General features: G+C 31.9%; 17 protein-coding genes and 1 tRNA gene. 13 read left to right on the forward strand and 5 right to left on the reverse strand.

Annotation, left to right across the window (positions count from 1 at the left end):
- Positions 1-44: 44 nt before the first annotated feature.
- Positions 45-656, reverse strand: coding sequence for a hypothetical protein (locus BUR17_RS00570; RefSeq protein ID WP_074228073.1), 612 nt, complete (start codon positions 654-656; stop codon positions 45-47).
- A 7-nt stretch (positions 657-663) separates the two neighbouring features.
- Positions 664-2334 (reverse strand): APC family permease, encoded by a 1671-nt coding sequence (locus BUR17_RS00575; RefSeq protein WP_074228074.1) that lies wholly within the window; start codon positions 2332-2334, stop codon positions 664-666.
- 250 nt (positions 2335-2584) lie between these two features.
- Here BUR17_RS00575 and BUR17_RS00580 point away from each other — a divergent pair, with 250 nt between their 5' ends.
- The 3 genes from BUR17_RS00580 to BUR17_RS00590 all read left to right on the forward strand — a co-directional run bounded on the left by BUR17_RS00580 (position 2585) and on the right by BUR17_RS00590 (position 7549).
- A complete protein-coding gene (locus BUR17_RS00580) occupies positions 2585-5548 on the forward strand; it encodes a tetratricopeptide repeat protein (RefSeq protein ID WP_074228075.1) in 2964 nt (987 codons plus the stop codon).
- A gap of 82 nt (positions 5549-5630) precedes the next feature.
- Positions 5631-7400: a TonB-dependent receptor gene (locus BUR17_RS00585; protein ID WP_074228076.1), complete on the forward strand. Its 1770-nt coding sequence runs from the start codon at positions 5631-5633 to the stop codon at positions 7398-7400.
- Between the two features lie 75 nt (positions 7401-7475).
- A tRNA-Arg gene (locus BUR17_RS00590) sits at positions 7476-7549 on the forward strand.
- A gap of 463 nt (positions 7550-8012) precedes the next feature.
- Here BUR17_RS00590 and BUR17_RS00595 read toward each other — a convergent pair.
- The 3 genes from BUR17_RS00595 to BUR17_RS00605 form a co-directional block, all read right to left on the reverse strand.
- On the reverse strand, positions 8013-11717 hold the full coding sequence (locus BUR17_RS00595; RefSeq protein ID WP_074228077.1) for an ABC transporter permease/M1 family aminopeptidase: 3705 nt from the start codon (positions 11715-11717) through the stop codon (positions 8013-8015).
- Positions 11710-12594 carry an ABC transporter ATP-binding protein gene (locus BUR17_RS00600; protein ID WP_074228078.1) on the reverse strand — a complete coding sequence of 295 codons (885 nt, stop codon included), beginning with the start codon at positions 12592-12594 and terminating at the stop codon, positions 11710-11712. Before BUR17_RS00600 ends, BUR17_RS00595 begins: the two co-directional genes overlap by 8 nt.
- Before the next feature lie 683 nt (positions 12595-13277).
- Positions 13278-14990, reverse strand: coding sequence for a helix-turn-helix transcriptional regulator (locus BUR17_RS00605; RefSeq protein ID WP_074228079.1), 1713 nt, complete (start codon positions 14988-14990; stop codon positions 13278-13280).
- A gap of 446 nt (positions 14991-15436) precedes the next feature.
- Here BUR17_RS00605 and BUR17_RS00610 point away from each other — a divergent pair, with 446 nt between their 5' ends.
- The 10 genes from BUR17_RS00610 (at position 15437) to BUR17_RS00640 (ending at position 23040) form a co-directional block, all read left to right on the forward strand.
- Positions 15437-15772 (forward strand): hypothetical protein, encoded by a 336-nt coding sequence (locus BUR17_RS00610; protein WP_317043300.1) that lies wholly within the window; start codon positions 15437-15439, stop codon positions 15770-15772.
- Between the two features lie 84 nt (positions 15773-15856).
- Complete coding sequence (locus tag BUR17_RS00615; protein WP_074228080.1) at positions 15857-16177, forward strand: transposase; 321 nt, start codon at positions 15857-15859, stop codon at positions 16175-16177.
- Between the two features lie 387 nt (positions 16178-16564).
- The gene (locus BUR17_RS00620) at positions 16565-18073 is read left to right on the forward strand and encodes a thioredoxin domain-containing protein (protein ID WP_074228081.1); all 1509 of its coding nucleotides are present in this window, start codon (positions 16565-16567) and stop codon (positions 18071-18073) included.
- Between the two features lie 97 nt (positions 18074-18170).
- Entirely contained in the window at positions 18171-18314 is a 144-nt protein-coding gene (locus BUR17_RS20700; protein WP_157969176.1) for a bacteriocin-like protein, read from the forward strand.
- A 31-nt stretch (positions 18315-18345) separates the two neighbouring features.
- Positions 18346-18492, forward strand: coding sequence for a bacteriocin-like protein (locus tag BUR17_RS20820; RefSeq protein WP_167594288.1), 147 nt, complete (start codon positions 18346-18348; stop codon positions 18490-18492).
- A gap of 10 nt (positions 18493-18502) precedes the next feature.
- Complete coding sequence (locus BUR17_RS20825) at positions 18503-18664, forward strand: bacteriocin-like protein (protein ID WP_167442965.1); 162 nt, start codon at positions 18503-18505, stop codon at positions 18662-18664.
- Positions 18665-18811: 147 nt separating this feature from the next.
- Positions 18812-18991 carry a bacteriocin-like protein gene (locus BUR17_RS00625; protein WP_074228082.1) on the forward strand — a complete coding sequence of 60 codons (180 nt, stop codon included), beginning with the start codon at positions 18812-18814 and terminating at the stop codon, positions 18989-18991.
- A gap of 78 nt (positions 18992-19069) precedes the next feature.
- Complete coding sequence (locus BUR17_RS00630) at positions 19070-21265, forward strand: peptidase domain-containing ABC transporter (protein ID WP_074228083.1); 2196 nt, start codon at positions 19070-19072, stop codon at positions 21263-21265.
- Between the two features lie 38 nt (positions 21266-21303).
- Entirely contained in the window at positions 21304-22608 is a 1305-nt protein-coding gene (locus tag BUR17_RS00635) for an HlyD family secretion protein (protein WP_074228084.1), read from the forward strand.
- 105 nt (positions 22609-22713) lie between these two features.
- The gene (locus tag BUR17_RS00640; protein ID WP_074228085.1) at positions 22714-23040 is read left to right on the forward strand and encodes a DUF6660 family protein; all 327 of its coding nucleotides are present in this window, start codon (positions 22714-22716) and stop codon (positions 23038-23040) included.
- Positions 23041-23082: the final 42 nt, after the last annotated feature.

The raw sequence follows: 23082 nt of genomic DNA on the forward strand, positions 1-23082 counted from the left end.
AAAAGAATAAACAAAATTTATTTAAGTTAAGAAAATTAAAAATGTCAATAGTTTAAAGTTCCAATCATAAAAGTTTTTGATGCATTCAAAGCTTGAGATGTTTGCGTTAATTCTTTTACGACTCCTTTGTTTTTGATGTAATTTGAATGAATAAAATACGTGTCTTTGTTTTCTCGAGTAATAAATCCGGTATGAAAATCTAAGCCGACAATATACACCTGATTTTTATTTTTACTTAAAATATAATTATCTAAATCTTGTCTTTTGCTGAAATATTTAATGTCTTTGCAAAGCTTTTTTATCATTACCGACGAAGCCTGTTGCGCTAAATAAGTTCTGTTAATATCAAAACCAAAATCAGTCAGCGTGTTGGTTACAAAATATCCGCAGGCGATTGTTCCTTTCTGTGGTTCCCTCGATGTTCCGTTAAACGACCATGGAGTAGAAGCCCAGTAATTTGGAACATCATAGTTGATAAATTGAAACAGATAATTCTTCTTTTCTTCTTCAGATTTTTTGTTGATTAAAATTAAAAACTCTTTGTAAGGAATTTTATTTTCTTCTAAATTTTCACTAATTAAATGATTATCAGATTCAACTTTAGTTTTGTTGCAGCCAATAATAACTAAAAATAGTAAACAGAAAAGATATTTCATCGATCGATTATGCTTCTTTTCTCAGCTTACTGTTTTTATATCCGTAGCAAAAATAAATAATCAAACCAATGGCAAACCATATTCCGAAATAAAACCAGTTTTCATGGCTCATTCCGGTAAGAAGATATAAGCAAGAGCTTAAACCAATCAATGGAATTAGAGATAGATTTTTAATAAATGTCAAGACACAAAGCCCAAGATTAATTATGATAAAGAAGAAAATCGAAGCTTTGAATTCACCTTCTTTAGGATCAGACCATTCCATTAAATGATCAAAAAAATCAGGCTGGAAATAATGGAATCCTACCAATGAACCAATAAAAATAACAGGGAAAATAATTTTTCCGTTAATATAAGGAAGGTGAAAACGTCCTTTAAGTTTTTCTTTTGGCGGAAGCATCAAAACTCCTGCACAAACTAATACAAATGCGAAAATAGTTCCGATACTTGTAAAATCTAAGATGAAACTTTTGTCGGTAAAAATAATAGGAACTCCTACTACAATACCGGTAATAATCGTTGCAAACGAAGGTGTTTTATATTTTGGGTGCACATCCTGAAACTTTTTCGGCATCAATCCGTCACGGCTCATTGCGTACCAGATTCTAGGTTGTCCCATTTGGAAAACCAATAAAACAGTAGTGATTGCCACAATTGCCACGAAGGAAACCGTTAATTCCATCCATGCAACATTGGCATTTGTTTTTTCAAAGATGAATGATAACGGATCTCCGATGCCGTCAAATTTTCTGTAATCTACCATTCCGGTTAAGACTAAAGTCAGTGCGATATAAATTACAGTACAAAGAACCAAAGAAATAATCATCCCTTTTGGTAAGGTTTTTTGTGGGTCTTTTGTTTCTTCAGAAAGTACGCTCAATGCGTCAAATCCAATGTAGGCAAAGAAAACTCCTGAAACAGCGCTCATTACTCCCGCAAAACCATTTGGCATAAAAGAAGGAGTTCCTTCTATACTTACAGGTGTCCAGTTTTCAGTATTGATGTAAGAAAAACCAACCAAAATAACCAAAACGATTACAGCAAGTTTTAATATAACTAAAGAATTGTTGAAATTTTTACTTTCTTTCACTCCACGGTAACACAACCATGTAATCAACCCGTTAATAACCAATGCAGGAATATCGACGATGAATTTTAAACTTCCCAATAATGGTGCATTTACCCATGCGTTAATCAATTCTTTATTTTCAGAACCGTTTGTAAAAGCTTTTTTAGCTTCGGTATAACTGCAAGTCAGATAATCAGGAATGTGCATTCCAAGACGTTCTAGAAAACTGGTGAAATAATCTGACCAGGAAAAGGCAACGTAAATATTTCCGAAAGAATATTCCATAATCAAAGCCCAACCGATTACCCATGCAATCAATTCTCCAAAACTGGCGTAAGCATAGGTATAAGCAGAACCCGCCGTTGGAATTCTACTTGCAAATTCAGCGTAGCATAAAGCAGTAAAACCACAGGCAAAACCACAAATTAAATAAAGAAGAATCACACCGGGACCGCCTCTGAAAACGGCTTCGCCCAAACTACTGAAACTTCCTGCTCCAATAATAGCTGCAATACCAAAAAAAACAATGTCCCAAGTTCCGAGAACTCTTAAAAGATTAGTGGATGTGTCTGTCTCTGAATAGGTTTTCCTTCTGAAAAGTTGATTCATTCAATGTTTATATAAAGTTGAAAAAAACAAATGTAATTATTTCTGTGAAATAATTAAGATTTTCTTAATATTTCTTATATAAAAGTTAATTACTGCTAAAAAAGAATTGAGATACTAACAATGTGCAAAAAGACTTGTTTATACAATATCTTTTCGATATTTTCGTTGATGGATTGTGGATAAATCTTATCTGAAAATTAAAATATTTGGTCTTGTTTTTGAAGGCTTATCCAATTTAAATTTGATATTAATGAAATCAAAAAAAATACTTTTAGCGGCTGCTGTTTTCTATTTCGGAGTTTCCGAAGCGCAACAGTCTCAATACTTTACCCAAAAGGAAAACTATAGGTTTAACTTAGCTCAGAATCTTTATCAGACAAAAATATACAACGCTTCTCAATACGAATATGCACGCCAGTATTTCTATAATCAGAATCTGGAGCAGTCGAAAAAAGAAGCTGCGCAGTTTTTTGATAACGTCATTGGAGTTATTCTTCAGAAAAATCATGCGGAAGACGGTTTGACGGCTTTCATGAAAGAATATCCAAATTCTGCCTATTTTGCACAGGCAAACTTACCTTTGGCTGATTATTATTTAGCTAAAAAAGATTTTAAGGAAGCTTTAAAAACTTTAAAGAAAGTTAATCAATATCAATTAACCAAAGAAGAAAATACACAGTATATTCTGAAATTGGGGTATGCTAAATTTATGATGGGTGATTCTAAAGGTGCGATTGATGCATTGGAAGAAGCTCACAAAACAGCCGATGAATCTCAGAAAGGCGATATCGCTTACATGTTGGGACATTTGTATTATTCTAAAAGACAGAATGAGCAGGCATTTCAGTATTTTGATTCGGTAAAAGATCAGCCTAAATATTCAAAACTGGTGCGTCCGTATTATGTGCAGATGTATTATAATGATAAAGATTATGATAAAGCAATTTCTGAAGGAAATTCTTTGTTGAATGAAGATATTTCAGCTTCTTATAAAGCGGAAGTTCACAAAATCATTGGTGAATCTTATTTCATGAAAAATGATTACAATTCTGCGTATCCACATTTGAAAGATTATTTAAATGTTCAGCAAAACCCTTCTGAAAACGATTTGTATGAAATGGGATTTGTTGCAGCTCAGCTTAAAAAATATGACGAAGCGGTTTCTTATTACAATCAGTTGTTAAACAGCAATTCGGCTCTGGCTCAGAATGCTTATTACCAATTAGGAAATGCTTATTTGGCGGTTGAGAAAAAGCAGGAAGCACTTTCAGCATTCCGTTCGTCTTATCAGATGGATTATGATGCAAGTGTAAAAAAACTGGCGCACGAACAATATGCAAAACTGAGTTACGATATTGGTAACCCATTTGAAAGTCCTACAACGGTTATTCAGAATTATATTACCATCAATAATACCGATGCGAAAACTGCAGAAATGAGATCACTTTTGGTGAAATCTTATTTGTATTCCGGGAACTTTAAAGAAACGTTGAATGCGATTGACAAATTGTCAAACTCAACTCCTGAAACTGATAAAGTAGATCAGGAAGTTTCTTATCTTTTGGGAACGGAAGAATTCAATAAAGGGAATTTCGACGAAGCTGAAAAATATTTCCTTAGAAGTTTAGAATTTGATTTAAATAAAGAATTCCACAGCAGAGCTTTGTATTGGTTGGGTCAGGTTTATTATCAGAAAGGAAATTATCCTTCTGCGATTGTGCGTTACGAAAAACTAACCAACGAAACTTTTCCTGAAAAACAGCAGCTTCCTTACGATTTGGGATATGCTTATTTTAAATCTAAAAAATTCGATCAGGCAGAACAATATTTTACGCAATATTTAAAAAATCCGAAACCTGAGTTTAAAAACGATGCAGAACTTCGTTTAGCAGATATTAATTACGCCAACAACGATTTGGATCGTGCGATTGCGATTTATGATAAAAACGAAGACGCTACAGACTATACTTTATATCAAAAAGCGTTGGCTTTAGGGTTTAAAGACGACAATGTTGCGAAAATCACCAACTTAAAATCTTTAATTTCTAAATATCCTGCTTCAGAATACATCGATGATGCACAATACGAAATTGGAGTTGCTTATGCCGCTCAGAATGATTTTGCCAATTCAAATGATTTCTTCGGAAAAGTAATTAAATCTTCTTCAGATAAAGATTTGATAGCGAATGCGTCGATTTACAGAGCGCAGAATTATATTGACCAAAACCAAAATGATAAAGCGTTATCTGAATTAAAATCTTTGGGTGAACAATACAAAAATACAGCTTACGCACAGAAAATTGTTCAGGCTGCGAAACCGATTTTTACTAAAAATGGGGATGTTTCAGGTTATGCTGATTTCGCAAGAAATATAGGCGTAAATATCGATGCATCTGAAATTGATGAAATCAACTTATCAACCGGAAAACAATATTTTACCAAAAAAGATTACAAAAATGCAATTTCTTATTACGAGAAATATTTAACTCAAAATCCTACAGGTGAAGGTCTTTATCAGGCTAAATACGAGTTGGGTGAAAGTTATTACCAGACCAATAATCCAACGAAATCATTATTGGTTCTTCAGGAAGTTGCAAATGTGCAGAACGATTATCAGGATGATGCAGCAACTCGAGTTTCTCAAATTTATCTTGCTCAAGGAAATTCTGCTGAAGCTAAAAAGTATTTAGAAAATATTAAAAATTCATCCAATGTCAACGTTAAAAATTATGCTAATGTTGAGTTGATGAAAATGTATGCTGAGGAAAAGAACTTCTCGGAAGCTGAAAAATTAGCCAATGCTGTAATTGCCAACAATAAAAACTCTGCTGCAGTTATTGAAACTGCAAAAGTAATTAAGGCAAGAAGTCTGATGAATTCAGGAAAAGATAAAGACGCACAAACGGCTTATACAGTTCTTGAAAAATCTTCAAACACCGAAGTTGCAGCTGAAGCTTTCTATGCAAAAGCATTTTATCAAAACAAAGCGAAAGCGTATAAATCTTCCAATGAAACGATCTTTAAAATTGCCAATAATTACGCATCAGAAGATTATTGGGGAGCGAAAGCATTGGTGTTAATGGCGAAAAACTATATAGGTCTGAAAGATAATTATCAGGCGAGTTATACTTGCGACCAGATCATCTCAAACTATGCAGATTTCCCTGAAATTGTTGCAGAAGCGAAGGAAGTTAAAAAGCAGATTAAAAAATAAAATGTACTGTCGTATTTATGTAAAATGTATTCATGTGATTTAATCATTAATACTTTTTACTTTATACATTAATACAATATATATGAACAAGAAAATTCAAATACTATCTATATTATTTCTGGGAATCTCGTCTGTGGCGTTTTCTCAGATCAGAGAAGAAAAGCTGATTCTTAACAAGAAAAGAGAACCGGAAGTAAAGAAAATTGAGAAGAAGAAAACTTCTGTAGCAATAGAGAAAAATTATCCGCCTGAAGAGAAATCTGCGAATCCTGTAAAATATACGATTACAGATGTTCCTGCAGTTTCAGATTTTAAAACTTCTACGATTCAGGGTGAAGATGTTACTCCGAAGTTTGACGGAACGGCTCAAAATAACTATTTCCAAATTGGAATGGGGAATTACGGGAAGATTTTAGCCGATGCTACTATTTCTACAACTTTAGAGAATAAGCTAGAAGTTGGGGCAGATGTTCATGTTTTATCTACAAACGGACTTAAAAAAGTTTATCCTTGGGATTCTAAACAAAGTTCGGCAACATTGGGAGCTTTCTTAAATTCATACGGTGAAAAAGGGAAAATCAATGTAAATGCTGAATATGGTTTAAATAACTATAATTATTATGGAATTTATGCGGTCAATCCTTCAGCTGATGTAGATTTACAACAAAAAGTCAATCAGTTTAAAGTGAATGGTTACTATGATTTTTATTCTAATGAAATTCTGAATGATGTAAGAGTAAAATCTTCATTTTTGAGCGATCATTTTGATGCAAAAGAAAATCAGGCTTCCATTTTAGCTAACCTTTCAAAGCATGCTGTAAAACTTTCAGACAACGGAATTGTAATGAATGCTGATCTAGGATTAGGTTTGGAAACGGTAAAAACAGATTTTGCGTTATTAAACAAAAATTCTTCAACGTTTTTCAATGCAGATATTGCTCCGAAAGTAACCTTTGCTAAAGGTGAATCTTATTTAATGTTGGGTTCTTCATTTAATTTTTTAAATGCAAGAAATTCTAATTTGATTTTAGCAGAAGAATTAAAAAATAACAAAACATATTGGTTTCCACAAGCTGAATTTCAGGTGGCTGCTTCTAAAGAATTCAAATTCTATGGTGGAGTTGACGGTGGTTTAAAACTAAATACGTATGCTGAATTATTACAGGAAAATCCATTCTTGGTTTCAGATCAAATGTTGAGACCTACAGAAACGCAATACCATTTTTATGCAGGTTTAAGAGGGGATATCGAGGAAACTTTTAAATATGATGTTTCTGCCGGATTTGGGAAAATGAAAAATATTATGTTCTTTGGAGCAAATAGTCTTTTCACTAATGAGTTTACTTTAGACAGACCCGGTTACGATTTTGCCAATACTTTCTCTACAATTTATGATGACGGAAATGTGAGCGATATTAAAGGTAGCTTGCAATATTTCCCGTTAGAAAACCTGATTGTAGATGCTGATGTAAGATTTTTAAAGTACGATTTAAAGAATTACGAAAATATCTATAACGTACCTTTAGTAACAGGAAGCATCGGTGCAAAATATACAATGTTTGAGAAAAAATTGTCTTTAGGCTTTAAAGGAATTTTCGCAACAGACAGAACGACAAATTCGTATATGCTTGAAGGAGTGGGAAGTCCATCAATGATTTTCCAATCAACTGAAGATACCAATGATAAAGTTGGTGGTTATGCAGATTTAAACTTGTCAGCAGAGTACAAAATTCACAAAAATTTCAGTATTTTCGCACTCGGAAACAATCTTCTAAGCTCAAAATACCAAACGTACAAAGGCTATAAAGTTCTTGGTGCGCAGGTTGTAGGAGGTGTGAAAATTACGTTCTAAATATAAATAATGAGTAATTGGTAATGAGCAATATTTGCATTACTTATTATTAATTACTCATTACTTATAAAAACCGGCTTCGTAGTTCAACTGGATAGAATGGCGGATTTCGGCTCCGTTGGTTGGGGGTTCGAATCCCTCCGAAGTCACAAATGACCTTTTGAGTATCAAAAAATACCAGAAAACGTTGAGTTTTCTGGTATTTTTATTTAATGAAATAGTAGATTCTAATGTGTTTTGTTGTAGTCAAAAATTGACAATTTAAAAATTTGCGGATTTTTTATTCAGCCTGAAAAAGAAGGCAAATGTCCGGTTATTATTTTAAAAAGAGGTGGGAATCGAGAATTTGGAGCGTTAAGTATCAACATGATGACTCAATTTTTATCAAAAATATTCATTAGATCAATTGATTAATTTTTTAAAACTTAGATGAAATCAAACAAGATTAACGATTCGAAAAATGGTAAAGTTTTAAAAACCAATTATAGGAAATAAAAATTATCTCCTTAAGCTTTAAAGCGTATAGGTTGTGTTTCATTTTGGTAAAAACTAAACTCATGATAAAAATAAAAAGAGCCTCTAGATGTAGAGGCTCTTATATGATAGAGACAATTAATCTCCTGTATTTACAGTCACTTTCATTCCTGCTCCTCCAGATTTGTCATCTTCATCCAGATTTACTTTTGCGGGTTGAGATTTGAAATCGTGGACGTTATTTTTAGTATTACGATCGATGAGCTTGGCGTAAGGATCAATTCCTGCTTCCAAAGGTTCTTCGTTTATAAAGAACGTGAAAGTTTTTTCGGGCTTGTCCATTTTTACTTTTTTGAAAATAAGTTCTTTTCCTTCCGGAAATTGTTTAGATTTTGCAGCTAAAACAGCAATATCAATGTAATCAGCAACAGGAATTTTTTTAGATTTTCCTTTTCCGTCAACTCGGTATTTGGCACTTCCTACGGTAAGTTTAACTTGATATTTAGCTCCAATTTTTTTGTAGGAAAGATTTTTCACGTAGTTTTCATACAATATAATGTTTTCAAACATATCTTTTACCAAATATTGCAGACTGTCTGGTGTTTCTTTTTTCAGGAGATTTACAAATTCTACAGAATTGGTGTATGGTGGTTCCTGAAATTTAGTTTGATTTAAATATTTTTTCAAAATAGAATTCAGCTTTGCCTCTCCCAAATAATCTTTGAGTGCATACATCACTACACTTCCTTTATTATAATGAATGTAGTTTTGATTTTCAACTAACATCAAAGGCATTTCGCTCTTGCTTTCCTGGCTTCTTCCTTTTAGATATTTATCAAGCTCATAACTCAGAAATTTTTTCATGGCTTGAGCGCCGTATTCGTGCTCCATCACCATCAAAGCAGAATATTGTGAAAATGTTTCAGACATCATTGCACTTCCCTGAACATTTCCACCGGCTACCTGATGTCCCCACCATTGATGCGCCACTTCGTGAGCCGTTACATAGAAAGGGAGGTCTATTTTTTCAGGTTTATTAGGCTCAACTTTCGTCAGGAATCCAATTTCTTCAGAGTATGGAATCGTGTTTGGAAAAGATTGTGCAAATGAAGCATAACGTGGAAACTCAATAATCCGGACTTGCTTATGCTGATAAGGCCCAAAGTTTTTAGTGTAATAGCTTAAACTGTTTTGAATAGATGAAATCATTCTGCCAACATTATATTCGTGACCTTTCTGATAATAAATTTCAATGTTTACATTGTTCCATTTTGATTTTTTTACCTGATAATCCGCAGAAAGAAATGCATAGAAATTGAGAATCGGAGAATCCATTTTATACGTAAAATATCTTCTGCCATTTGCTTTCCATTCTTTTTGAAGATAGCCCGGTGCGATCGCAATCTGATTCTCATCTGTAGAGATCTGCGTTTTAAATCTGATCCAATCGGCATCGTTTGAAATGAAATTATTCATTCTCGCTTTCTGGTCATTCACTTTTGCCAATCTCGGTTTTGGTTTCAAACCATATTTTTTGCGGGCATCATTTTCAGAAAGTTCTGTATCTGAATCATATCCTAATCCTGGCAAATTATGAGAATTGAAGAATGAGCCATTTCCTACCACATCGGTTTCTGTCTCGGAGTTGGCAAAACCTTTCGGTTGAAATTTATATTGAAAATTAAAAGCAACAGAATCTCCCGGCTGAAGTGGTTTATTGAGCTTTACAAGCTTTAAACCAACTTTTTCATCATTAAAAATCTCTTTTCCGGAAGCTGATAATTGTATTTTCTGGTAAGAATAGTGCCCATCGAGATTGTTTGGATATTTGATAATAATACTGTCAATGGGTTTCTGTTGTTTATTTTTTAAGTAATAAATTCCATCTACGCTCCAGCCAGATGTTTTAGGATAAATATCGATCTTCAAATCTGAAGAAACAATTCTTGGCTGGCTGATTTTTTCTAAATATTTATATTTTTTTTCATAATCAACACGCATTTTTTCTATTTCAACTTCTGTGTAGGTTTTGTTCAGAATATGGGTATTGTAATAAATATATCCACCAAGTCCAACAGTTGAAAGCAGGAATATAAACAGTAAAGCTTTATGTTTTAATTTGAATGATGTTTTTGAAAGAAGATATTTTTTAGATAATCCTTTTTCCTTACCTCTTGGGAAAGCGATAAGTGCAATGAACAATAAGAACAACATCATCAAAATCCAGTAAGATTTTACAATAAAATAGCTGTAAAGTACTTGTCCAAAACCATTCAAAGCGGAATAGGGAAGTTGCGGACCATTAGAGTTGAAACTGTACAGAATGCCATCAATTTCCAGATAATTATACAAAATCGGAAGAAATACAACAGGGAAAATGGCTAAGAAAAATCCAAAATATTTGTTGTTGACAATGAATTGAACAAACAAACTGAAACCTATTAAAACCAAATAATAAGGTAGGTTGTATAAATTAAATTTCAAATAAGTTAATGGTTCTACATCATAAAAGCCTTTGTAAAACTGAATTCCAATACAGATTAAATTTGAAAAAATCTGCATAATGATAACCATCCAAACCATTCCCAAAAATTTGGAAAACATCAGGTTGAAATTGGAAACTGTACTTACGCCAATCAACTCATCTATTTTATTTTCACGTTCTCTCCAAACGATATTTCCTGAGAAGAAAACAATCAACAAAAGCAGGAAAAAAGAAAGACCTTCTTCTGCCAATTCTGCCAACAGAAATGTAACAGGAATAGCTTCTGCATCGTACATCGATTTCATAAAATTGGAAATCACAATCAACATGACACCGAAGATGAAGCTGATAATTCCAAAAAATGGCGTGTAAACAATCCTTTTTACTTCGAAAAAAGAAAGGTAGAAAAGCTCTTTCAGTTTGGCAATCCATCCAAAATCTTTTTGAACGGTAAGAATTTCCTGTAATGACTTTCCAGAATTGGAATAAACGACCTCTTCTGCGTTTGATTTCTTCTTTTTGAAAAGAGAAAAAGGCTGTAGAAACTGGTTAAAATCAAATTTAAAATAAGTAAATCCTACACATAAACACGCAATGCCCAACCAAAATAAGCGATTCCAAAGCAAAATACCCGAGAATGGAACTGCATTTTCATTTTGTTCAAAAGGCGTCCAATATTCGGTGGTCTGTCTCAATGCAAAACTTCCGAACGGATCGATAAGGGAAGCCAAATTTTTATTTTGAATATCCGATAAAATACTATCGCTCAAAATCGAAAGTAAAAGCAAAATAATGCAAAAAAGATATGAAGACAAAGTACTTCTTGTAAGCGTTGTCAATGCGAAAAAAATAGAGCCGATAATCAAAGTGTTCACGACTGTGAAAATCAAAAAAGGCAATAGATAATTGAAGACATCGATCGGGCCTAACTGCGGAGTTCCGAGTCCGTACAAAGTTCCAAAGAAGTAGCCGATGAGCGTTCCTGAAAAAACATAAACCGATATCAGAAAATTAGCTAAAAATCTTCCAAAAAAATAACCTGACTTTGTAATCGGAGTCGTGTACAACAAGCCGTGAAAATTATAGGCATAATCTTTCTGAATGGCTGTTGCCATTATACTGATCATCATAACGCCATTGATGAGAACCATAATGTTCCCGCTCATCCCGACAATCAGTTTTGCAATTGCCAGAGAAGAATTTTTGATAAGAATGGAATCTGAAGTAGAAGTATCAAAAGCACCGGTAGTTCCCAATCCTACAAGAACACCCAATGTGAGAAAAACTAAAAAATAAATCTGTGTACTCCATTTTTTGAAACCGTTTCTGAGTTCAAATGAGAATAATTCTTTAAACATTAGCCGTCATTTTTTTTGTGATACTTGAGAAATACACGTCTTCCAAATTAGATTCTACTGGAATGAAACCTGCATCTGGCTGAGTTTCTGCAAAAACACGAATCTCAACTTTCCCTTCAGAAGTATGGGTTGAAATAACTTGATATTCTTCTTTTGCAGCCTCAACTTCTGATTTCTCTACAAGTTTTTTCCAGATTTTCCCCTGAAAATCTTCAATTACTCCTCTAGGTGTTCCGTCGAGAATAATCTGTCCCTGATTTTGAACAACAACACGGTTACAAAGATTTTTAACATCATCCACAATGTGCGTGGAAAGAATAACGATGGTGTTTTCACCGATTTCGCTTAGGAGATTATGAAAACGGTTTCTCTCCATTGGATCGAGACCTGCAGTCGGTTCATCTACAATAATCAATTTCGGATTTCCAAGAAGTGCCTGTGCGATTCCGAATCTTTGGCGCATTCCGCCAGAATATTCGCTTACATTTCTTTTTCTGGCTTCGAAAAGATTGGTTTGATGAAGAAGACCATCTACAATTTCTTTACGTTCAGATTTATTAGAAATTCCTTTTAGAATAGCAAAATGGTTAAGAAGTTCCACCGCATTTACCTTAGGATAAAATCCAAAATCCTGAGGAAGATAGCCGAGAATTTTTCTGAGCTCTTCTTTTTGAGTCAGAGCATTTAGATCTCCCAAAAATATTTCTCCCGAATCTGGAGCCTGTAATCCTGCAATAGTTCTCATCAATGATGATTTTCCGGCACCATTGGGACCGAGTAATCCAAACATTCCTTTTCCAATTGTGAGGTTTACATTGTCTAAAGCTTTCAAGCCATTTCCGTAGGTTTTACTGATGTTATTTATTTTCAGTTCCATAGTTATTCTTTTATTATTATAATTTATTAGACGATTACTAATATTATTTGTTACAAAAATTTTAGAATAAAGGAAAATATAAAATAAATCAGCACAGTATTGTGTGTTTTTAAGTAATCAAAAAGGGATTGAAATTAGTTTTTTTTCTATCATGTTTAATTAAAAAAAAATCAAATCATAATTTGGAGCTGCTAATTTCGTAAGAAGCCGAAAAATCAATTGAGTATGTCATTGGATTCTTCAAAGTTTAAAGATGATATTTCTGTTATCAATGGAAATTCCAAAATCAAGAAAGTAATAACAATTCTGTATCTCGAAAGAGTAGATGTATTAATTATAAAATCTTATTCTAATGTCAAATAAATTTTTAATCAAAGTGAAGTTTTCAAGTTTTTTGCTGCACTTAAATTAGTTTTAATTACTCCAGAATTATCTACCAAGAAATATTTACTTAAAGGCATTTTAAAAATACAATATTCAATAATTTTAAGTAAATGTATTTTCCACTTCAAATTAAAAATTATTAAAATATCTTTGGCGGATTAGTATTTGTCCGCCTTTTTTATAGCTTATTGTTTATGTCTATTTTGTTTCGTTAGAAGCCGAGGTAAATCCTCAGGAAATTTATTGGTCTGTAAATTAATGTGCCCTAAATTTTAGAATAATAAACATTTATTTTCTTTTTAAATCGTATTCAAAAACTCACTTAAATCTTCCTCTTTTGTTAATCCTATTTTTGATTTTACCTTAGCTTTGTAAACTCTTATACTTCCCACAGTAAATTTTTCCAGAAGAGCGATTTCTTTTCCTGATAAATTCAGTTTAAAATAGACACATAGTTTCAATTCCTGTTGAGTAAGAATCGGAAATTGTTCAGAAAGTTTATCCATAAACAATTTGTTTTCCAGAGAACTTTCGTTAATAAGCTCATTATCCTTTTTGTCAAGTTGTATTAAATTGTTTATTTTAAACTGCAAATCTTTTAGAATCTCTTCAGGCTCAATATTATTGGTTTTCTTTAATTTTTTTAAATTTTCTAAAAATGCTTTTTGTGTTTCAGTTTTCAGATTAAGATTGAGATGAAGATTTTTTACCTTTTCTTTTTGCAGTTGAAGGTCTTTTTCAAGAATTTCTTTTGAATTTTCAAATATGATTTTTTCTTTTTCTAGAAGCTCTTCTTTCTTCTTTTTTCTCATCCTTAAAATAATTATAACACCAATAAAAACCACTATTATGAGGGCTAAGAAAAAAATTAAGAATACATATTTTTTCTTTTGATCCTCTTTTTCTTTATTGATTTCTTTAATGATATAACTGTCGATAGCATCTACCGTTTTGCTTAATTCTTTTTGAGATGACAGGTCCTGCTCATCATTCAATGCAGCCAATCTCATTGAAATACCTTTAAAGTCTTTGAAATTATCATTTCTTAAATAATAATCTTTTATCAGTTTAGTTAAAATAATTTTATCTTCTACTTTTTGCAACTTAGGTTCAATAATTTTCAGTGATTCTATTATTTCAACTTCATTGGTTCTTTTGCCTGTAATATCATAAATGGCCAAAATATCTTTGGCTGCTAAAAGTGCCATTCTATCATTTCCGTTTTTAAAAGAGAATTTCCATTTTTCCAAAAATAATTTTTCAGAAATATCATATTTTTTTAATTCCAAATAATATTGAGCCAGACTTCCTTTCATATAATAAACAAAAACCTTTTGTTTATTACTTATTTTATTTCTCTGCGTTAATATCTGTATTCCTATGTTCGTTTCTTTAATGGCCAGATCTATTTTCCCCATTTTATCATAACACATCCCGAAATTATTATGCATAGAAGCAATATAAAGCAGGTCTTTCTTTCTATCAAAAGTATTTAATGCTTTCTTAAAAAAAACGAATGCATTTTTATACTCCTCTTTATTGTATAATAGTCTTCCTTTAAAATGGTATAAATGAGGTAGGAAGTATTGATTTCCTACTTTTTCATTTAATTCTATAGCCTCATTGATATACTTCATTGACCAATCTGGAGAGCTAAGTTCAAAATGAGTTGCTAGATTATAATTGCAGGCAATATCTACATACTTATACTTTCCGTTATTAAGCTTTATTAGTTCATACACAAGCGGAATTTGCTCATTTCTTTTTTCAGAATAAATAAGAACATCAACATATTTACTGCTTATCTGGTGAAGCTTGTTATTATCTTCATTATATTTTTGTAATTCCTCGTTATAAAATCTTTTAATAATTATGCGACGATCTGCTTTTGGATTTGAAAGAGACTTGCTTATTTTCTTATTTAATGCATCAAAATATTCATCTCCTCCTGAAGAATTACAAGAAATAAATAAAAAACTAAAGAATGAAAAGTAGAGTAAATATTTAATCATTTATGGTAAATGTGTTTATAGTGGCAATATCAGTATAATTTTTTTATTAATCATAGGGTGAAAAATAATAAAAAAATACTTTTTGTAAAATTAATGCTTTTAAAAATATAAAATACTTGTTTTCAATTATTTATATTTTGGTAATTAACGTTTTTTTAATTTTTTAAATTTTAGTTAATGTTAATTAATCTCTGTTTTCTTATAAATTTCTTCTTCTGCATGTAATTTCGTTTAATATACGATCTGAAAAAAATAAAGGTCTATTTGAAATAAAGTTTAAAATAAACAATTTAATAAAATTTGAATCATTTCATTGTTATAGATAATGGTTTATGAAAATGATAATTTTTAAAATGAAGTTAGATTATAAAAAAATAAACATTGGGCATTTAATTCGCGAAGAGATCAAAGCAATAAAAATTGAAAGTGGTCGCATTTGCAAGTTTATGAATTGTACTGAAAAAGAAATAGAAGAAATGTACGAAGCAACTGATCTTCCTACTAATATCCTGCTAAAATGGTGTAAACTTCTTGAATACGATTTTTTTAGAATTTATTCGCAGCACCTGATTTTGTTTTCTACCCCAAAACAAAAGTCGAAAGCAACGGATACTAAAGAAAGTAAAAGTTCTCTTCCCAATTACAGAAAAAATCTTTATACAAAGGAGATTATCAATTTTGTTCTTGAACTTATTCGTACAGGAAAGAAAACTAAAGCCCAGATTATAGAAGAATATAAAATTCCTAAAAACACACTATTAAAATGGATCGAAAAATATTAGGAGATAATATCTATTAACAACACTTTTCTAATTCAAGAAAAGAGAATATAATATTTACATAAAAGACAAAAAAAACATAATAAAATGATTAAACCAGATTACCAAAGAATTTATACGGATCTTTTAAAACTGAAATTTCCTGAAAAAGAAAAAGATTGCCTTCCATTATTAAATAAAAAGAATTTTTCGCAATTGGATGTAATCAAATTTGAAAATATTTTATTTGGAGAAACCAAAAATGAAGATTCACATAATAATGGAATTCATAGGTCTTATGATAAATCAACAATTTTTAAAATTTTAGATTATCAGAAAAAACACAATCTGAACAATACTGAATTGGCAAAACATTATGGACTCAGCAGAAATACGGTTGCCAAATGGAAGAAATATTTTCTGGTTTAAACTAAATATGAGATTTAAACAAAGCATAAAAACCTGAAGATATTATTACAGGTTTATATAAAAATTTAATATAAATGGTTCAGGACCATATGTTTTCAATCACAAATGTTGAAAAAAACACAACGCCAATGAAATTCATTGGCGTTGTTGTTTACTAAATGATTGTTTCTTTAAACTCAAATTCTGTTTACTTTTTTTTTAAATGATTTACAGACTATTAATGATTGCCGTTTTTAAAGGATAATATAAATATCGATCAATAAAAAAGCCATGTCGATGTCTTTTTTTGAAAGAAAAACAGAAAATGATAATTATTTTATTCACCAATGTGTGTTGAGAAAATAATTTTTATTATCTTGACCCCGTTAAACATTACCAAATTACTCAATGAACTTCGACAAACTAATAGACCATTTTAAACTAGACAAACAAGAATTTTATTTTCAGTTTAATTCTCATCCCAACTATCCTTCGGCTTTAGCTTTCAGCGACACTCTCAATTTTTTGGGTTTAAAAAATGACGCTTATGAATTGGATAAAGAGTATTGGGACGAATTACCTGAAGAATTTATGGCTTTGGTCAACAATTCTTTTTCATTAGTAAAAAAGAAAGACAAGGACTTCATCATTTATTCTGATAAAGTAAAGAATTTAAGTAAAGAAGAACTTTATAAAAATTCGGATGATTTTGTACTTCTTTTTGAGAAAACAGAGAACGTAAAGTCAACATCATTTTTTAATTTTAAACCGTTTATTTATGCAATTTTCGGGATAATTCTTCTCTATTCATTCCTGCAGTTCACTTGGTATGAAAGCATTTTCAACTTATTGTCATTACTCGGAGTTTACATTTCTTTAGAGCTTTTTAATCAGAAATTCGGGCAAGAATCTGTTGTCGTAAGCAATATTTGTGGTGGCGCAGCAAATAGTAATTCTAAAAGCTCATGTGCAACCATTTTTTCTGCTGATAAAACGAATATTTTAGGATTAAAGCTTTCCGATTTTAGCTTAATTTATTTCTTGGGAATTACCTTTATTGGTCTTTTATTTCCGGGCGCTCAGTTTGTTTTAAAAATTATTTCACTGATTTCAGTTGTCGTGATTTTATACTCACTTTATGTTCAGACTTTTGTAGAAAAATCACTTTGCAGAGTGTGTCTCTTTATCATTTTTATTTTATTGGCGCAGATTGCAGTCAGCTCTTTCTATTTCAGTTTGGTGGTTTCTTTACCGATTGTTTTTATCAGCGTTATTGCATTTATTTCTTTGTTTTTTACGATTGCTTTTCTAAATAATCTGATGAATCAGAAAGAAGAGCTTAAAAAATCAAATGCGAAAAATCTTAGATTCAAAAGAAATTATGATCTGTTCAAAAGAGAACTTTTAGATAAAGAAAAAATTGAATTTTCAGATAAAAACACTTTCTTCTTAGGAAACAAAGACGCAAAACTTCATATCTCGGTAGTTTCAAATCCTTATTGTGGGTTTTGTAAAGATGCACATAAAATTCTTGAAGATTTAGTAGCAAAATATCCGGATGAGATTTCTGCACAGATGAGATTTAATTATTCAGGTGAAAGCGCAGGAGAAAAATATACCCAACTTATTTCAGACTTTTTGAGCATTTATAAAAACAAATCACAAAAAGATTTTTTAAGCGCGGTTGATACTTGGTTTAAAAATAAAGATGAAGGCGAAATTAATAGAAAATCTGGAACACAAAATCCGGAAGATCTTACAAATATCATTCAGATGACTTCGGAAAATAGTTCTGCAGGACTTAATTTCACGCCTGTTTTTATCATTAATGGTTATCAGTTTCCGGATAAATATGACCGCGATGATATTCATTACTTTATCGGTGAATTGATTGAAGATGAAGATTTTTCAATTTAAATTATTTTTGATTAATCAAAATTGATTAATTTTAAATGAATTAAAAGCGGGATCCGAAAAGCTTAAAAAGAGTAGGAAATTACCAAATTCAATTTTTATGAAAAATCTAAAAAAAATCAACCGACAGGAAATGAAAACGATTCAGGGAGGTATTGTCTGTACAGGTGGACAGCTTTGTCTGATCAACGGAAAATGGAAATGCATGCCATACGACGGATGCGGCGGCGGAAACCAACCTTAATTAATCATCAAATCAACCAAACTATTTTATTATGAAAAATTTTAAAAAAGTCTCAAGAAGTCAGATGAAAGACATCAACGGCGGAGCTTCAACTTGTTCTCAAGCATGTTGCCCTCCTCCGGGAATTAAAAGATGTCCCAATATTTATTGTTTTGCACCATGTCCCGTAGAATCTTAAAAATAATTATATGAAAAATTTAAAAAAAATTTCAAGAAATCAAATGAAAAATATTACCGGAAGCGGTGGAATAATCGTAAAACAATGCGTAAATATCTGTTGTCCGCCTCCTGGACAAATTAAATGCCCAAAATTGATTTGCCCGGCAGTAGTTTGTCCGCAATATGCATAGAAATTTTGTATTATTCGATGAGATTTAAAAAATCGAATAATTTTTATTAGATATAATATTTGTATTTTAAAAAAATCCCTAAATTGGGATAAAAATAAAGCGGCATCCGAAAAGCTTAAATAGAGTAGGAAACCAAACATTATATTTATGAAAAACTTAAAAAAACTTTCAAGAGAAAATCTTAAAACTGTACAGGGAGGAATTACTCTTGAATGTGCACAAGGGCAAGCTGCATCTGCAAAGTGCTACAACACAAACACAGAATGCGTAAATGATCCTAATTCAGGTGGTTTTTGCATTCGTTATTGCAATAAGTCTTGCTACTAAAGTCTAAAAGCTTATAAATTAGAAGAAAAATTGTCGTCTCTGAGGCGACAATTTGTTTTAAATAATTTGAATTAAATTTTGAAAAAAAAATTCCCCAATTACATACAACCCGATTCCAAAGATTGTGGCCCCACCTGTCTCAGAATTGTCAGCAAACATTACGGAAAAAGTATTTCCCTGCAACAGATTCGTAACCTTTCAGAAACAACCCGAGAAGGAAGCAGCTTACTTGGTTTAAGTGATGCTGCCGAAGATTTGGGCTTCCGTTCTTTGGGAGTTCAGGTTGATTTTAATACATTAGCTGAAGAAGTTCCTTTCCCATGCATCGTACACTGGAACAAAAATCACTTTGTGGTTGTCTATAAAATTGATAAAAATAATTTGGTGTATATCTCAGATCCAAGTTACGGACTGATTACCTATTCCAGAGAAGAATTTATCAAGCGATGGATTGGCGAAAATGCGAATGAAAATACAGAGGAAGGAATTGCTTTGATTCTGGAAACTACACCAGCATTTTTCCAAACCGAATTTGACGATCAGGAAAGTAAAGCCAGTTTTTCTTTTTTATCTAAATATCTACTAAAATATAAATCGCTTATTGTTCAGTTGGCAGTAGGATTATTAGCAGGAAGTTTATTGTCGCTTATTTTACCTTTTCTTACTCAAAGTATTGTGGATGTGGGAATTCAGAATCAGGATTTGAACTTTATTTATCTGGTTCTTCTCGCTCAGGTAATGCTTTTTCTGGGTAGAATGGGAATTGAGGTTATCCGAAGCTGGATTTTGCTTCACCTTTCAACAAGAATCAACATTTCAATTATCTCCGATTTCTTTATTAAATTGATGAAACTTCCCATCAGTTTCTTTGATACAAGAATGACCGGAGATATTATGCAGAGAATTAACGACCATCACAGAATCGAACAACTTCTGACCAATTCTTCTCTAAATACATTATTCTCATTAGTCAATCTGATTATTTTCAGTATCGTATTGCTGTTTTATGATTATCGTCTGTTTATCGTTTACATTGTTGGAGCGGCTTTATACATTGGATGGATTACGTTTTTCCTAAACAAAAGAAAAGAGCTTGATTATAAAAGATTTTCACAGGTTTCGCAGGAACAGAGTAAGGTAATTGAACTGATCAACGGAATGCAGGAAATAAAAATGCATAACGCTGAAAAGCAAAAACGCTGGGATTGGGAATTCTTACAGGTAAAACTTTTTAAACTAAAAATAAAATCGCTGTCATTAGAGCAATGGCAATCGGTTGGAGGAAATTTCATCAACCAAATGAAAGATATTTTGGTAAGTTTTCTTTCTGCTAAATTGGTTCTGGAAGGAAATCTTACTTTAGGGATGATGCTTTCTGTGCAATACATTATCGGACAGTTGAATAGTCCACTATTACAATTGATCGATTTTGTAAAACAAACTCAGGATGCCAAAATTTCTTTAGAAAGACTACGAGAAATTCATGATAAAGAAGATGAGGAAAGCAAAGACGATCAATATGCCACAGAAATTCCGGATAAAGATATAGAAATCAATAATATGTCTTTCAGATACATCGGTTCGGATGTTCCGGTTTTTGAAAATTTAAACTTAAATATTCCTCACCAAAAAACAACGGCAATTGTTGGAGCCAGTGGAAGCGGGAAAACGACATTGCTGAAATTACTAATGAAGTTTTATGAACCTAACGAAGGGGAAATTAAAATTGGAAATACCCAAATGAAAAACATCTCACCAAGATTCTGGAGAGATCAGTGTGGCGTGGTAATGCAGGAAGGCTACGTTTTTAATGATACGATTGCTAATAATATTGCAGTAGGAGAAGATTATGTAGATAAATCAAAACTAAGAAAAGCTGTAGAAATCGCCAATATTAAAGAATTTATAGAAGATTTACCTTTAAGTTATAACACAAAAATAGGAAATGAAGGAGTCGGTGTGAGTGGCGGACAAAAACAAAGACTTTTCATCGCAAGAGCGGTTTACAAATCTCCTGAATATATTTTCTTTGATGAAGCAACTTCTGCTTTAGATGCCAATAATGAAAAGGTAATTATGGAAAATCTGGAACAGTTTTTCAAAGGTAAAACCGCCATTGTGATTGCTCACAGATTATCAACCGTAAAACATGCTGATAAAATTATTGTTCTCGATAAAGGAAAAGTTGTAGAAGAAGGAAACCATGCGGAATTGGTAGCTTTAAAAGGAGAATATTACAGACTTGTTAAAAATCAACTGGAATTAGGTAATTGATTTTACTTTGACAAAGTTTCAAAATAAAAACATAAAATTTGGAAACACATAAAGACATTTTAGACAATATAGAACTTCGCTCAGAAAGCGTTCAGGATATACTCACAGAACCACCACATTGGATGTTCCGATGGGGAAATACGATTATATTTATTATTCTGCTGCTTATTCTTGCAATGAGTTACATCATCAAATATCCGGAATTTGTTCCTGCTCCTATTGTAGTGACATCGCAAAATCCACCGGAGAAAATTGAAGCAAGAAGCAGTTCAAAAATCGAAAAAATATTTATTAAAGATCATCAAAAAGTAAAAAAAGGTGATGTAATGATGGTTTTGCAGTCTACAGCAAATTATCAGGATGTTTTAAAGCTTAAAAAACTCGTAGATTCTATCGCTTCAGATCAGTTGCTTTCTTTCCCTGTTAAAGAAGCTTCTCATTTCAAATTGGGTGAACTTCAGGGCGATTACAATAGTTTTGCAAAAGCTTTTCAGGATGAGAGTTTATTTACTCGTTTACAACCCTATGCTCCAGAAAACATTGCGACTAACCTTAGTATATCTGAATCCAGAAGCAGAATTGCTACTTTAAAACAACAAAAAAATCTTGAACTTGCAAAGGCTGAACTTTCACGTAAAAGCTATCAAAGATCACAGGAATTATTTAATCAGGGCGTGATTGCTGCAGTAGAGCTAGAAAATGAAAAAATAAAATATCTTCAGGCGCAACAAAACTTAGAAAACTTAAATATTTCTCTTTCTCAATTGCAGGAAAGCATTTCCAATTTCAATAAAACAAAAAGCGGAACAGCGATCAATACAGAAAAAGATAAAATCACGTATTCATCTCAAACCCTTCAGTTATTTGAGCAACTTAGAAAATCTTTAAAACAGTGGGAACAGAGCTATCTCATTATTTCTTCAACTGATGGAATGGCAAGTTTTCAACAATTTTATGGTGAAAATCAGTTTGTAAAAGCAGGTGATCCTATACTTTCTATTTTACCGGATCATACGGAGCAAATAGTTGGAAGAATGTCTGTACCTACAGCCAATTCAGGGAAAATTATTCCGGGTGAAAAGGTATTGATTAAATTAGATAATTACCGTTTTCAGGAATATGGAATCATCGAAGGAAAAGTTCAGAATATTTCATTAATTCCTGATGAAAAAGGAAATTATTATGTAGATGTTGTTCTTCCTAAAGGTTTAAAAACTTCCTACAATAAAACATTGAAATTTGATAAAGAACTGAGAGGAAATGCCGAAATCGTAACACAAGATCTACGATTGATCGAAAGGTTTTTCTATCAGATTAGAAAACTATTAGGCTATCAATCCTAAAAATTATAACATAATTATTTTGAAATGTTCCTTTTAACAGCTTTTTAGACCACTGAACTGCAATAAAAGTTCAGTTTATACAAACTATTTTTCTATTTTTGCTAAGTGAAACTTTTAAGATTTATATTGACAATTTATTTCATTGCACTGCTGATTATGCCGTGCAGTGATGTCAAAGCTGAATCTGGAAAAGATAATCACACCCAAATTTCACTCAATACTGAGGATTCTCATTCTCATAATATAGATGATGGCTGTTCTCCTTTCTGCTTTTGCAGCTGTTGCCAGATTACGGTAACTGCATTTAAAATGGAACCTTTTTTAGACGTTCCTTTACAGGTAAAAGCCTATTTTTCAAAGAAAATTCTTTTTCATAGAAACAACATTGCTTATCAGGTTTACGACCACATTTGGCAACCTCCCAAAATTTAATTTTTAACGATCAGATGAAAGAAGCCTTTCATCACAACCTTT

Origin of the sequence: Chryseobacterium scophthalmum (assembly GCF_900143185.1) — a bacterium.
Taxonomy (GTDB): domain Bacteria; phylum Bacteroidota; class Bacteroidia; order Flavobacteriales; family Weeksellaceae; genus Chryseobacterium; species Chryseobacterium scophthalmum.